This window comes from Staphylococcus sp. GDY8P94P, assembly GCF_017892255.1.
Classification (GTDB): domain Bacteria; phylum Bacillota; class Bacilli; order Staphylococcales; family Staphylococcaceae; genus Staphylococcus; species Staphylococcus cohnii.
In genome coordinates, this window is record NZ_JAESKU010000014.1 from 40282 (window position 1) to 54191 (window position 13910).

14 protein-coding genes are annotated in these 13910 nt (G+C 30.7%); 8 read left to right on the plus strand and 6 right to left on the minus strand.

Annotated elements, in window-relative coordinates:
* Window positions 1-16 precede the first annotated feature (16 nt).
* Both pmtC and pmtD read left to right on the plus strand, forming a co-directional pair.
* Window positions 17-889 (plus strand): phenol-soluble modulin export ABC transporter ATP-binding protein PmtC, encoded by an 873-nt coding sequence (gene pmtC / locus KA926_RS08990; protein WP_210144159.1) that lies wholly within the window; start codon window positions 17-19, stop codon window positions 887-889.
* A complete protein-coding gene (gene pmtD, locus KA926_RS08995; protein WP_019469572.1) occupies window positions 889-1617 on the plus strand; it encodes a phenol-soluble modulin export ABC transporter permease subunit PmtD in 729 nt (242 codons plus the stop codon). Before pmtC ends, pmtD begins: the two co-directional genes overlap by 1 nt.
* 72 nt (window positions 1618-1689) lie before the next feature.
* Here pmtD and KA926_RS09000 read toward each other — a convergent pair whose 3' ends face one another.
* On the minus strand, window positions 1690-2250 hold the full coding sequence (locus KA926_RS09000) for a thioredoxin family protein (protein ID WP_107386641.1): 561 nt from the start codon (window positions 2248-2250) through the stop codon (window positions 1690-1692).
* A gap of 421 nt (window positions 2251-2671) precedes the next feature.
* Here KA926_RS09000 and KA926_RS09005 point away from each other — a divergent pair, with 421 nt between their 5' ends.
* Together KA926_RS09005 and KA926_RS09010 are read left to right on the plus strand one after the other, a co-directional pair.
* Complete coding sequence (locus KA926_RS09005) at window positions 2672-3232, plus strand: HAAS signaling domain-containing protein (RefSeq protein ID WP_064264605.1); 561 nt, start codon at window positions 2672-2674, stop codon at window positions 3230-3232.
* A complete protein-coding gene (locus tag KA926_RS09010) occupies window positions 3229-4080 on the plus strand; it encodes a DUF4097 family beta strand repeat-containing protein (RefSeq protein WP_210144160.1) in 852 nt (283 codons plus the stop codon). The genes KA926_RS09005 and KA926_RS09010 overlap by 4 nt, the downstream gene beginning before the upstream one ends.
* 185 nt (window positions 4081-4265) lie before the next feature.
* On the opposite strand, the gene KA926_RS09015 is transcribed toward KA926_RS09010, so the two are convergent.
* On the minus strand, window positions 4266-5306 hold the full coding sequence (locus KA926_RS09015) for a C45 family autoproteolytic acyltransferase/hydrolase (protein WP_210144162.1): 1041 nt from the start codon (window positions 5304-5306) through the stop codon (window positions 4266-4268).
* 430 nt (window positions 5307-5736) lie between these two features.
* On the opposite strand from KA926_RS09015, the gene KA926_RS09020 reads away from it, so the two are divergent.
* On the plus strand, window positions 5737-5907 hold the full coding sequence (locus KA926_RS09020; protein ID WP_019469577.1) for a hypothetical protein: 171 nt from the start codon (window positions 5737-5739) through the stop codon (window positions 5905-5907).
* A 185-nt stretch (window positions 5908-6092) separates the two neighbouring features.
* On the opposite strand, the gene KA926_RS09025 is transcribed toward KA926_RS09020, so the two are convergent.
* Window positions 6093-6518, minus strand: a complete 426-nt coding sequence (locus KA926_RS09025) for a YolD-like family protein (RefSeq protein WP_064264581.1) — start codon at window positions 6516-6518, stop codon at window positions 6093-6095.
* A 314-nt stretch (window positions 6519-6832) separates the two neighbouring features.
* Between KA926_RS09025 and pglS the strand changes: the two genes are divergently transcribed.
* Window positions 6833-7870 carry a 6-phosphogluconolactonase gene (gene pglS / locus KA926_RS09030; protein WP_210144163.1) on the plus strand — a complete coding sequence of 346 codons (1038 nt, stop codon included), beginning with the start codon at window positions 6833-6835 and terminating at the stop codon, window positions 7868-7870.
* A 61-nt stretch (window positions 7871-7931) separates the two neighbouring features.
* On the opposite strand, the gene KA926_RS09035 is transcribed toward pglS, so the two are convergent.
* From KA926_RS09035 to KA926_RS09045, 3 genes are all read right to left on the minus strand, one after another.
* Window positions 7932-9311, minus strand: a complete 1380-nt coding sequence (locus tag KA926_RS09035; RefSeq protein ID WP_107385056.1) for an aldehyde dehydrogenase — start codon at window positions 9309-9311, stop codon at window positions 7932-7934.
* Window positions 9312-9462: 151 nt separating this feature from the next.
* Window positions 9463-10389, minus strand: coding sequence for a manganese-dependent inorganic pyrophosphatase (locus KA926_RS09040; RefSeq protein WP_064264578.1), 927 nt, complete (start codon window positions 10387-10389; stop codon window positions 9463-9465).
* A gap of 55 nt (window positions 10390-10444) precedes the next feature.
* Window positions 10445-10996, minus strand: coding sequence for a cysteine hydrolase family protein (locus tag KA926_RS09045; RefSeq protein ID WP_064264577.1), 552 nt, complete (start codon window positions 10994-10996; stop codon window positions 10445-10447).
* 135 nt (window positions 10997-11131) lie between these two features.
* Between KA926_RS09045 and KA926_RS09050 the strand changes: the two genes are divergently transcribed.
* A complete protein-coding gene (locus KA926_RS09050; RefSeq protein ID WP_107505232.1) occupies window positions 11132-12214 on the plus strand; it encodes a glycosyl hydrolase family 28-related protein in 1083 nt (360 codons plus the stop codon).
* Between the two features lie 131 nt (window positions 12215-12345).
* The gene (locus tag KA926_RS09055) at window positions 12346-13899 is read left to right on the plus strand and encodes an SLC13 family permease (protein ID WP_107386327.1); all 1554 of its coding nucleotides are present in this window, start codon (window positions 12346-12348) and stop codon (window positions 13897-13899) included.
* Window positions 13900-13910: the final 11 nt, after the last annotated feature.

The following is a 13910-nucleotide window of genomic DNA, read 5'->3' on the forward strand; positions in this document are numbered from 1 at the left end:
TTAAAGGAGGCGCATTATGCAGTTAAAACAAATTACTAAAACATATGGTAATAATAATGTATTAGACCATATTGATTTTGATTTTGGCCATAGTCAAATTGTTGGTTTAATAGGCAAAAATGGGGTGGGTAAAACCACTTTAATGAAAGTGATGAATGGCAACATTGTAAATTATAAAGGTGAAGTTCAATTAAGTAATAAAGAAAACGTAGGTTATTTAATAGAACACCCTAAACTATATGATAATAAATCTGGTTTATATAACTTGAAACTTTTTGCAAATGTGTTAGGAAAAGGATTTGATAAAAAGTATGCTGATCAAATTATTGATGCATTTGGAATGCGTAGTTATATTAAAAAGAAAATTAAAAAATATTCAATGGGTATGAAACAAAAGTTAGCCATTGCAGTTTCTTTAATGAATAAGCCTAAATATTTAATATTAGATGAACCAACAAATGGAATGGATCCTGATGGCTCAATTGACGTTTTAAAAACGATACAATCGCTTGTTCAGGAACTAGATATGAAAATTTTGATTTCAAGTCATAAACTTGAGGATATAGAATTAATTTGTGATAGAGCAGTCTTTTTAAGAGATGGTACATTTGTGCAAGATGTTGATATGAAAGAAGGCGCCCCAACTGATTCTACAGTATTGAATCTTGAAGCGGATGACTTTGAAGCAGGATTAGCTTATTTAAATGAACACTTTGATGTTATACAGTCTCAAAGAGAGACAGGAGAAGTTATATTAAAGGCTCAAAAAAACTATAAAGACATATTAAAAGGACTAGCAAGTAAAGAAATTTTCCCTGAGTTTATTGAAACACGCAAAAGTTCTTTACGTGATACGTACTTCAATATCAATCAGAAAGGTGGCCAATAATGAACAGTATTCAACTTGTAAAATATGACTTGATTAGTATTTTTAAAAGTCCTTTAACTTACTTAGCATTATTATTGACTATTTTACCAATGATTGGATTTACAATTTTATTTGTTCAACAATCTGATGAAATGAACGGTAATACATTACTTTCAATAGGTAGTTGGTTCTTTTCTATTATGGGACTACTTTTTGTAATAAAAACAATCACACGTGATATTTCACAAGGTACGATTCAATTATATATGAATAAAACATCGAGTCGTGTAGGTTATGTTGTTGCAAAAGTTGTTTCTATTATATTAATTGCCATATTAATAACAGCAATTCTTGTTGCATTTGTTTTAATTGTTCAGGGTATTGTAGATGGTGAAAATATTAAAACTGATAAAATTTTTGAATTATTATGGTTTTTCCTAATGTTCCATTTATTCTTTGGATTACTATTATATTTATTTGCATTAGTAGTGCCTAAAACAGCGCTTATATTCACATTAGGGATTTTCTTAGTATTGATTGTGCCTTTTGCAGAGCCTTTCTTACCAATGATTCCAAAAATTGGAGATAATATACAAGACTCATTAAAATATATTCCATTTAGTTATTTAACATCGAAAACGACTTCTGGAGATTATACATTTAGTAATTGGCAATGGTTTATTACCTCAGCTTCAATTGTTATTTTATTTATTATTAATCTATTCTATGCATCTAAAAAAGATATTTAATAGTAGAAATTAAACTTCAATAAAAAACACGTATGAATTGTAGTAAAGCTAATCCAATTCATACGTGTTTAATTATTTAGTGATTAATTTATCTAAGATGGAATCGTAAACATGTTTCCACATTTGTGAGTCTGTTTTGTAACGATTTGCAATAATTGTATGTGTTTCTGCAGATTTATCTTTAAATGTAGGATCGTCTTTTTCAGGTAATTTTGAACGCGTTTCATCTACAAAATTTTGGACTTGTCTAGCACGAGGACCCCAAACAGTTTGTTGTTCAAAGTCATCATTTAGAAAAACAAATATTGGAATGGATCTAGCTGTGCCATTTGTTAAGTATTGATCTATTAAATCTGTATTTTCATCGCGATGGAATACTCTGACTTCCAAGTGTAGTTCTTCGCTTATATGCTTTAGAATAGGAAGGTTCATCATAGCATCTCCACACCAATCTTCCGTTATTACAAGCACTTTACTGTAAGGTAAAGATTTGATTTTTTCAAGACGTTCATCATCTTGAGGAAGTGAGAATGATTTATAAATTGTTAGTAAATTTTCTTGGTTTTCAGTCATATCCTCAATGTACTGATCAAGTGGTTGACTGTTTTTGAAATAAGTTTCTAAACTTGTCATTATTTTTCCCCCTTTAATTTATTAGCTATTATTATATCAACAATTTTAAATGAAAGAAAATTTTTAATACTTAGAAAAGTAATAAGTTTTAATATTTGTTTTAAATGAAAATACTAAATGTTTATGCTATATTGATTTAGTATGAATAGTGTAAAACAACATTGAGTTACATAACTTTTTGATATCTATTTTTTAACTAATAATATTTAAACATTAATTAATTATATAATCATTGAACTTTTGTAAGTTACATTTGGATAATAAAATATATTAAAATTTTTTTTGTACATAGAAATGGTGAAATATAGAGCATTGAAATTTATAGTAACTAAATTTGGTAATGACACTCCGCAGTGGTTTGCCATTTTTGAATTGAAATAGAAATTGATTAAATCCTACAATTTGAATGGCGGTAGATAACTTGGATAAAATCACATTTTTAAATGCGCTAGAACAAGAATTAGAAAACCTACCTCGAAATGAACGAGACAAAGTGATGTATGAATATGAACAATATTTTTTTGAACAAGAAAATAATGGAAAAAATGAATACCAAATCATTGGAGCTTTAGAATCACCAAAGCAGATTGGTAAGCAGATAATGGCAAAAAATGCTATTGTATCTGCTGAATATAGGCCAAATACTAAAAATATTGTCAGAGCAATTATGGCTTCTTTAGGTATGGGGATCTTGTCATTAATTATTATTTTGATACCCATGGTTATACTAGCAGTGTTTATGTGTGCATTATTGCTCGTTGCATTTTTCTTAACTATTAGCCCCATATTGTTAATTGTGCATGGATTATTGAATCATATGATCAGCCTCGCGATAAGCAATTACTTTTTTGCTTTTTCTTTTACAGGATTAGGTATTGTTTTATTTGTAATTATTGCTAAATTAGCACAACTTGTCTATCGTTTAATTTTAAAATACTTAAGATGGAATATCCGAACAATTAAAGGAAGTGTAGATTTATGAAGCGGTTATTTTTAGGTGGGCTAACTTTATTTATAACATGCTTTCTTTTAGGAAGTGTTACATGGTTCGGTTTTGAAAAACAAAATGAAAAATTAAATAGTGTTAATAAAGTATTAGATTCTAAAGATATTAATAATTTAGATGTTTTAACTGAAAATTGTAAAGTTTTAATTAAACCTGGAGATAAAACGTCAGTGAGATATAAAGGTAAAAGAAATCTTGATATCAACAATAATGATAAAACGTTGAAAGTTAAAGAGACTGAAAAACTAGAAAATCATTATGGTTTAAATTACAATCCTTTTAGAAATTTTGAGGATAACTTAATTATTACTTTGCCTGAAGAAAAATTAAATAAGCTACATGTATCAAGTAAATATAATACTATAATTGTTAAACAATTAAATGTAAATGATGCAAATTTATCAAAAAATCATAAAAATGGCGGTAAAGTGATTTTAAATGAATCTAAGTTTGGAAAGTTAAAATATAAAGGATTAAATTCAGCTATAACGTTTAAAGAAAGTGAAATAAATAATGCCAATATTAAAACTGAAAATGCCAGAATAACGGGTGAAAATACGCTTATTCAGGACTCAGTGTTATTAGCAAACAATGGAACTATAAGATTATCTGATACTGACATCAATTCAAATTTTAAGGCATCTGCTAAAAAAGGAGATATTAACATTAGTTATAAAAACGCTCCGAAAAACACACTTCTTAAGTTATATCCATTTCATGGTGATAAAAAAGTTAATAATAAGCATTTTATGAATGAAAAAGTTGGAAATGGGGATAATATTTTAGAGCTATATACCACTGATGGGGATATAGTGGTTGATTAATTATTTTATAGAGTCAGGGACATCATTGATTCGTCCCTGACTCGTGCTTGTTGTTAGTAGTTGACTGAGCTTCAGCTCAAGTAATCATTTTATACTTTTTTCAATCCTAGTCATCTTTATTGGTATGGGGCGACGAAATCTTTTTAATATAATTAGGTTTCGTCGTCCCACTTTTTTAATATAGTTCAATATGTTGCAAAAGTTAATTCGGTATCTAAATGACCAAAAAGTGTGTCTGTGGATAAAGCTTGTCCATTAATCCAATCTGCAAAGTTTATTATGGTCGGATAATTATTTTCGCCGATTGCAATATGTGCAGTTAAACTTTGAGGTTCATACATGCTTGTATGTATCGTTCCTGACCAACTTTTAAATAATTTACTGTAAATTTTATATTGTGGATTATTAAACAGCTTAAAGGCTTCTGCTTTATTTAAATGCGTTGGTTTATGCTTAATAAGCCGTTCTAAACGCGCTTCTGATTCTGCTGTATAATTTCTATTTTCATGTGTTAATAATTTAAAGTGATTCGTACAAGTTTGGTCATAACGCACATTAATCGAACGAGGTGTAACTTCAATGATTGCATGTTCTAGGTTTTTATCCATAACAATGTAACTAAACGAACTTCTATGTGGGATTTCTTTTAACAATTGAATTGCTTCTGGCACAGTTTTACAGTACTGCAAAATAATTCTGCCAATCATGTAACATACAAAACCATCACCAGGATGTTTACGATGCATGAAATTGTAGCCCATAGAAAGGCCGGCTTCGTTCATTCCGTCCATTCTTCCAGTTACGCGTGAAGTTGGGCCAATCTGTGCTAAACCACCATCATTTGGTTGAAATAATAAATATCGACCATCATAAGTGGCAGGATGATAATCGTAGTTGCGTACCATGTAATCATTACCTAAAAATACAGTGCAGCCGCTATTTTTTAATGGTGTAAAACGATAATGTCCGAAGTTTAGTATCATTTGTTTGGTAGGAAGGTTTAAAACTTCTTGCATACCTTTTATTTCTTCCCAAATTTGTGGTGCGTACATTTGGAAAACATCATATGTTTCTTTAATGTTTATATCAAATCTAGGCATACGCTTTTTCCATTCTTTTTCTCTGTTTTTTAGCATTGGCGTTTGCTGCATCCATTGAGCAGTTTTGATGCCTAAATCAAAATGTGATCCTCGATGCGTTAAAATATCTGATTGTACTTTTTGCATAAAAAAACTCCTATGTTAAGTGTAACCTTACAATAATGTTATCTCATTGTAACGTCATGTTAATTGTATTACCGTGCTGTGGAAGTTATCATAAAATTAACTTTTAAAACTAAAGCTTAATTTAGTTGAATGAGGTGATGATTATGTTAAATTACTATGGACAATTAAGAGATGCTCTATCAACTTGGTGGGGTAATTAGTATCTAATAATTATTTTATAGTAGTATCATGTTTACTTCAAATGGTTATTAATATTTCAATTCTTTTCAAACTATTTAGTATATAATAGTTATTTAGTATATTTATAATGTAATTTTATATTATGAATGCTAAGAATAATTTATTTGAAAAAGGGTATATATTTATTGATGTCTTTAAGTATGCTATCATAAATGTTAGACATGTTAATAAATTATTGAGGTGAAACAGAATGTGGAATTTTATTAAAGGTTTATTTAAATTTGTATTCGGTACAATTCTTACTGTATCGTTAGCAGCAGGAATAGGTGCTGTTGTATTTGCTTATATTTTCAAAAAAGACTTTGAAGATATCGAAAATAAAACAAAAGAAATCGTTTCAGACATCGAATCTAATAATTAATTACTGATAGAACACTTTTAAGTGTTCTATTTTTTTAGCCTCCGTACATCTGCAGAATGCAGATGTACGGAGGCTTATGCAGTCGAAAGACTGCGAACCTAAAACGAGAGTGCTGCAGAATGCAGATGATACGGAGGCTTATGCAGTCGAAAGACTGAGAATTAAGTGTATCCAATAATTGACTTTTAATTCGACTTTGGTTGGTGCTTTAGATTTATGTTTGTGATATCAAAAAGCGATAATTTTATTGTGTTTGAAGTAGCAAGTGGATATCCTTCCAAATACATATGAAGCATATCAATATTCTTAATTTCCAATGTGATATATTCTAACCAACCATTCTTATAGTATTCGATATTCACTGGTGTATTCGCATGTAGTGCTTGATGTAGTTGAATATTGAGTTCATTTAATTGATCGTCTGATAAAATAGGACGGTCAATTTTATTTTGATCAATGATATGTTGTTGTACTGCCTCAAATTGTTCGGGTAACGTTGCAAAAGGCGCCCATTTAACCATACCACGCCCTTGTGGAATATTAGGATTTAATTTTTCTCTAGGTATTTTTCTGTAATCTGTTTCTTTATTATTATATTTACTTGAAAGCATCCAATCACCTCAACTTAATAATAGAACACTTGTTCGTATTATTGCAAGTTATTTTTCAATATTTAATAAAACATTGATTCCAATGTCTGAAAACTCAGTTATCTTATAAAAGAAAGTAGATAATAATTAAAATGAAAGTTAGAAAATGATAAGTTTAATTAAGATAAGTCAGTTCAATAAAAGTAAAATATATTTATGTCATGCAAGTTTCAATAGGATTATTTATAAACGGCGTATTAACGCTAAAACCATTATATTGTCATTTAGTATTAATATTTATTAAAATGAAAGTATCATAATATGGAGGGGTTTACATGACTACAGTAGGATATATCGGTTCATATACGAAAAAAGAGGGAAAGGGCATTTACCGTTTTGAATTAGATGAACAAACAGGAACGGTTGTCGAGGTAGAAACGGGTTATGAATTAGAAGCATCAACATACGTGAATCAGCATCATTCATTTTTATATGCTGTCACACGTGAAGGTGAAGACTGCGGTATCGCAAGTTTTAAAATAGAAAAAGATAGCAAACTTAGCCTTATTAATAAATGTTTAGCTTCAACAAAAGGTTGCGGATGTTATGTTTCAGTTTCACCAGATGGAAAATATATCTTTGAGGCAGTTTATGGTGCAGGACTGGCTCGTATTTATGAAGCGAATCCGACTACTGGTGAAGTTATTCGTTTAATCCAAGAGTTAACACATGACTATCCAACAGGCCCATTAGAAAGACAAGAGCAACCTCATGTCCATTACCTTGGTATAACGCCAGATGAAAAATATGTGGTAGCCATGGATTTAGGGACTGACAAGATTGTGACATATGAATTTGGAGATAATGGCTACAGTGAATATGCTGTATATGATTTTGAGCCCGGAGATGGGCCACGACATATTTCATTCCATGAAAATGGCAAAATTGCTTATGTTGTACATGAATTATCAAATATTGTAAGTGTTATGGCATATGAAAATGGTGAGTTCTCAGAAATTGAACGCCATGCAACAATACCCGAAAATTTTGAAGGTGCAACAAAATTAGCTGCAGTAAGATTATCTCATGATCAAAAATTCCTATATATCAGCAATAGAGGACATGATAGTATAGCTATATTTAAAGTTGGAGACAATGGATCAACAATTTCACTTGTAGATATAGTAGCGAGCGGCGGAGCATTTCCACGTGATTTTAATATTCCTGAATCAGATGATTTCTTAGTTTGCGCTCACCAAGAAGGTAATTATGAAGTAGTTGTATTTAAGCGAGATAAAGTTACTGGGAAATTAGAGAAATCAGATGAATCACAAAATGCGCCAGAAGGTGTTTGTGTTCAGTTCTTAAAATAAAAACAAATGATAAGAAGCCCGAAAACTATATTAAGTTTTCGGGCTTTAATATATCAAAATACTATTTGTTGAAAAATGCTTTAATATATTTAAATTTTCCTTTATAAGGAGGGAACAATAGGCTTGATTCAAGCCTTGTAGATTTGAAAATATAAGATTTATCATGGCTAAAAGTATCAAATGAGTATTTTCCATGATATTTTCCTATACCGGAAGCACCAACACCGCCAAAAGGTAAGTTAGGATTTGCTAAATGCATAAGGGTATCATTGATTGCACCGCCACCAAATGATAATTCATTTAATATTCTCTCTGAACTGTTTTCATCTTCACTAAATAAATAAAGACTTAGTGGTTTAGGTTTAGTACGTATTAAATCAATTGCTTCGTCAAAATCATCATAAGCTATAATAGGTAAAATTGGGCCAAAAATTTCATTTTCCATAATTTTTGAATCGAAAGTAGTACCTTCTAAAATCGTAGGTGCAATAAAATTTTCATTAATGTCAGTTTGACCACCGAAAGTAATTTCAGGGTAATGGATATTTAATAATTCGTTTAAACGATGATAATGTTTTTGGTTTACAATTCGCCCATAGTCTGGACTATCTTGAATATTTGTGCCATAAAATTCAGTGATTGTCTTTTTTAATGCACTGATAAGTTCATCTTTAACTTTACGGTTTACAAGTAAGTAATCCGGTGCAACACAAGTTTGCCCAGCATTTGTAAACTTACCAAAACAAATACGTTCACTTGCAACTTTAATATTTGCACTCTCATCAATGATTGCAGGTGACTTTCCACCAAGCTCTAAAGTTACTGGTGTTAAGTTTTTACTTGCTGCGCCATAAACAACGCGTCCAACCTGTTCACTACCTGTAAAGAAAATATAATCAAAAGGAAATTGAAGTAAAGTTTGAGTTGTATCAGCATTTCCTTGAATGATATTAATATATTCAGGATCAAATGCATCGGCAATAATTTGTTGTATGACACCAGATACATTTGGTGTGAACTCAGAAGGCTTTAGTATCACAGTGTTCCCCGCAGCAATTGCACCAATCAACGGTTCTATTAGTAATTGGAACGGATAGTTAAAAGGTCCAATAATGAGTACTGTGCCATAAGGTTCTTTCATAATGTAGCTTTTAGTAGGGAACATAAATAATGGTGTGTTTACTTGTTTGGTTTTCGCCCAATTTTTAAGTTCTTTACGAGCTGATTTAATATTTTTTAATGTAAAGCCAATCTCAGTTGCATAGGCTTCTACTTTATTTTTACCTAAATCTTCTTGAAAAGCTTCAAGTAATTCACTTTCATAGTTTTTAATACTCTTACTTAATTGCTTGAGTTGCTTTTTTCTGAATTTAAGTGATTTGGTTTCATGAGTATTAAAATATTGTTTACTATTGTGGAAAGATTGTTCTATTGAATTCAAATATTATTCCTCCTAGTATATTGATGATTTAGATAGTTTAAAATGATGGATAAAAAACTGGAACATAATTATTATTATGTTCCAGTTTTTCTATATAGTAAACTATTTAAGTTTTTACTATTACAACGTTATATATTGATAAAGTATGAAATTAACTTAAAGCTTCTGTAATTTGTGGTACCACTTGTTTTTTACGAGATACAACACCTGGTAAAAATGCAGTGTTGTTGTCTAGTCGAACATTGAATGCATTGCCTACTTTATCTTTTTCGGCACCAACGACTAAAATCTTAGAGTCACTGTTGATGATATCAGTTACAAGCAATACAAATAAATCATATTTTTCATTTGTACTTACTTCTAACATTTCTTTTTCTAACTCTTCTTGACGTTGGAATACTTCATCAATATCTACAGTATTAACTTGGCCAATACGTGTAATATAGTCACCCATATTAAATGATTTCGCATCCATATTTAACAGTTCAGATGCAGTTTTATCAGTTGTAGACGCACCTGCTTTTAACATTTCTAGACCATAGGATTCTAAGTCAATGTCTGCAATTGATTTTAAAGCTTCAGCAGCGTCAATATCTTGTTGTGTACAAGTTGGTGATTTAAATAGTAGGCTATCTGAAATGATAGCAGAAATCATTAAACCAGCAATTTCAGGTTTGATTTCAAATCCGCGTTCTTTGTACATTTTGTATAAGATTGTTGCAGTACAACCTACTGGCTCTGCACGATAATACAATGGTGCTGCAGTTTCAAAGTTTGAAATTCTATGATGATCAACGACATGTTGAATTGATGACTTGTCAATCGTATCAGCACTTTGTTGGAATTCATTATGGTCAACTAAAATAACATTTTGATTATTTAAATCATCGCTAAGTAATTCTGGTGTTTCCACATTAAAATGATCTAATGCATATTGAGTTTCAGGTCCTACTTCACCTAAACGATAAGGTGTTGCGTCTGTATTTCCTGTTTGTTGTTCAAAGTCTGCCATAATAATAGCTGATGAAATTGCATCTGTATCTGGATTTTTATGACCGAAAATATAAGTTTTTGCCATGTTTTAATTCTCCTTAATTTTTTATTTAATTTTATTTTATCATGATTTTCTATTGTTATTCTACTTCAGCACCTAATGAATTTTTAAAATGATCTAATGCCCATTGATGTCCTGTTGGATTAAATGAAGCAACACCCTTATGGGAAATTGAAATAGCATATCCCAAATTGTAGGCAGTGATAGCAGTGTGAAGCACGCAAATGTCTGTACATACCCCGACAATTTCTAAATGCGTAATGTTGCGTTCGCGTAACATAATGTCTAAAGGCGTACCACAAAATGAATCATAACGCGTTTTATCTAAATAATGAACATGATCATTAAATAAGATATTTTGATAAATATCATTTACTTTACCGTAGAGTTCTCTTCCAGTGGTGTCTATTATATTATGAGGTGGGAAAAGTTTGTTTTCTGGATGATAACTATTTTCTTCATAATGTAAATCCATAAGAAAAAAGATATTAGCCTGTTTTTTATTATATACTTCAATTCTTTCAACAATATAATTTTCAATTTGTTGCCCAGGAAGGCCACAAGTTAATTTGCCATTATCAGCAACAAAATCATTTGAATAGTCAACAATAATAAGCGCACTATTTTTCATCTAATGTAACACTCCCAAAATTAAGATTATAGTTATTATATACTAAGTACATAAATCATTAAAGGAGCATTTAAAGCGTTTAAAAACTAAATATTAGTTTATTATAAAGTATTAAGTAAGGAGGAAGAGTTGCTAATGATCATTAACGCAATGCAGTTTGGATTAAAAGGTAAGCATAAATGGGCAGATACACGTGCGATTCAAAAAGCATTGAAATATGCTAGAAATCACAAAAACACAACAATTTATATTCCTAAAGGAGAGTATCATATTCATAGGCCGTTGGTAATATATGACTCAACTACTTTGATATTGGATGATGAAGCAGTATTAAAAAGAGTAGGTAAAGATACTTTATTAAAAAACGGTAGATGGTTGAAATCTTATTATGGATACGAAGGTAATGGTGCAATCTGTATTGCTGGTGGCACACTGGATATGAATGGTTATGACTATCCGTATAACAATACAGCAATGTGCATGGGTCATGCTCAAAATATTCAAATTTTAGACGTAACATTTAAAGATGTTGTTGGAGGTCATGCCATAGATGCATGTGGCATCAATGGATTATATATCAATGGCTGCCAATTTTTAGGATTTAAAGATGACAAAGGGGAAAGATTGTTTTCAGAAGCGGTACAAATTGATATACAAGTAAAAGGCGCATTTCCAAAATTCGGTGCAACGGATGGTACGATAACTAAAAATGTAGTGATTGAAAATTGTTATTTTGGAAATTCGAAAACACCTACAATGGGCGCGTGGAATAGAGCGATAGGATCTCACGCGAGTAGATTTAATCAATTTTATGAAAACATACATATTCGTTTTAATACGTTTGAAGGAATAAATCAATATGCACTGACACCTTTAAAATCAAAAGATACTTTTATTCACGATAATATATTCAAAAATTGTGGGGGCGGTATTCGGTTTTTAGCAGTGAAAGATGGTAAAAATGCGCAAGACCTTACCGGTAAGGTAAGAACAACTCAATCTGGAAGTAATTTATATATTTACCAGAATCATTTTATTGGTCATATGTCTAAAGATGCAATTCGAGTGCAAAGTTACCATAACGTAAAACACAAGAATATATTTATTGCACAGAATTATTTTGATAATAAACATCAAAGACTTTATTTAAAAGATATAGAAAATTTGTATCTATCAGATGAAAAAAATATAAACATTAAAAAAATAAACATAAAATAATGATTCTTTATTTTAGTAGTTCTGAATTAAAACACAATATAAAACATATTGTAATTTAATTGAAATTATATTATCTTAAAGAGTAATAATGTAAGAAAATTCAGAAAACAACTAAAATCGGGGGGAACATTATGAATAACATGAACAAAGGGGAATTTAGACGTTCACATTATTTAACATTTTTTTCTGAAAAAAATAAATCTTATAATGCAGGACAGCTGACAGGATTGATTTTAGGGCCACTATTATTTATTTTGACATTGTTAACTTTTCAACCTGAAAATTTATCTTATAAAGGTGTTTTTGTGTTAGCAATTACAATTTGGATAGCTATTTGGTGGATTACTGAAGCAATACCAATTGCAGCAACTAGTTTATTACCATTAATTTTATTGCCTATTGGTCATGTACTTAGCCCGGAAGAAGTATCTGCTCAGTATGGTAATGATATTATCTTCCTATTTTTAGGTGGATTCATACTAGCTATAGCTATGGAAAGATGGAATTTACATACACGTGTAGCATTAACAATTATCAGTATTTTAGGTACAAGTACTGGAAAAATTTTATTAGGTTTTATGATTGCGACAGGGTTTTTATCTATGTTTGTTTCGAACACTGCAGCTGTGATGATTATGATACCGATAGGTTTAGCAATTATTAAAGAAGCAAATGATTTAAAAGGGGAAGAAATGAATGCTACAAGCATCAATAAATTTGAACAATCATTAGTATTAGCTATCGGATATGCAGGAACAATTGGTGGATTAGGAACTTTGATTGGAACGCCACCACTTATTATTCTAAAAGGGCAATATCAATCAGCATTTGGTGAAGAAATCAGCTTTGCCAAATGGATGGTTGTTGGCGTGCCAACGGTCATTGTGCTATTGATTTTAGTATGGTTATATTTGCGTTATGTTGCATTTAAACATGATATGAAGGAACTGCCAGGCGGTCAAAATTTAATTAGAAAAAAATTAGATGAATTAGGCAAGATGAAATATGAAGAAAAAGTAGTACAAGTAATTTTTATATTGGCAAGTTTATTATGGATTAGTAGAGAATTCTTATTGAAAAATTGGTCGTTCACCTCAGAAGTTGCCGACGGTACGATTGCAATGTTTATAGCTGTATTATTATTCTTAATTCCAGCTAAAAATAAAGCGCAACATACACGTATTATTGATTGGAATGTTGCCAAGGACTTGCCATGGGGCGTGCTCATTTTGTTTGGTGGAGGTTTAGCACTTGCTAAAGGTATTTCAGAGAGCGGTTTAGCCACATGGCTAGGGGAACAATTAAAGTTAATCGAAGGTGTCAGTCCATTAATTATCGTCCTTGTCATTACAATATTTGTGTTATTCTTAACAGAAATAACTTCGAATACAGCTACTGCGACTATGATTTTACCTATTCTTGCTACACTTTCTGTTGCAGTTAATGTACATCCACTACTACTTATGGTGCCGGCTGCTATGGCTGCCAATTGTGCTTATATGTTACCGGTTGGTACACCGCCAAATGCTATTGTATTTGGTACTGGAAAAATTAGTATTAAAAAAATGGCATCAGTTGGATTTTGGGTCAATATGTTGAGTATTATTGTTATTGTGTTAGTGGTTTATTTCTTAGTACCACCAGTATTAGGTATAGATGTTACCAAGCCTTTACCATTAAAATAACTAAAAGCGTC

Coding starts and splice junctions, on each gene's coding strand:
- KA926_RS09000 (WP_107386641.1), bottom strand. CDS start 2,250: ATGACAAGTTTAGAAACTTATTTCAAAAACAGTCAACCACTTGATCAG.
- KA926_RS09050 (WP_107505232.1), top strand. CDS start 11,132: ATGATCATTAACGCAATGCAGTTTGGATTAAAAGGTAAGCATAAATGG.
- KA926_RS09010 (WP_210144160.1), top strand. CDS start 3,229: ATGAAGCGGTTATTTTTAGGTGGGCTAACTTTATTTATAACATGCTTT.
- KA926_RS09045 (WP_064264577.1), bottom strand. CDS start 10,996: ATGAAAAATAGTGCGCTTATTATTGTTGACTATTCAAATGATTTTGTT.
- KA926_RS09025 (WP_064264581.1), bottom strand. CDS start 6,518: ATGCTTTCAAGTAAATATAATAATAAAGAAACAGATTACAGAAAAATA.
- pmtD (WP_019469572.1), top strand. CDS start 889: ATGAACAGTATTCAACTTGTAAAATATGACTTGATTAGTATTTTTAAA.
- KA926_RS09015 (WP_210144162.1), bottom strand. CDS start 5,306: ATGCAAAAAGTACAATCAGATATTTTAACGCATCGAGGATCACATTTT.
- KA926_RS09055 (WP_107386327.1), top strand. CDS start 12,346: ATGAATAACATGAACAAAGGGGAATTTAGACGTTCACATTATTTAACA.
- KA926_RS09040 (WP_064264578.1), bottom strand. CDS start 10,389: ATGGCAAAAACTTATATTTTCGGTCATAAAAATCCAGATACAGATGCA.
- pmtC (WP_210144159.1), top strand. CDS start 17: ATGCAGTTAAAACAAATTACTAAAACATATGGTAATAATAATGTATTA.
- KA926_RS09020 (WP_019469577.1), top strand. CDS start 5,737: ATGTGGAATTTTATTAAAGGTTTATTTAAATTTGTATTCGGTACAATT.
- pglS (WP_210144163.1), top strand. CDS start 6,833: ATGACTACAGTAGGATATATCGGTTCATATACGAAAAAAGAGGGAAAG.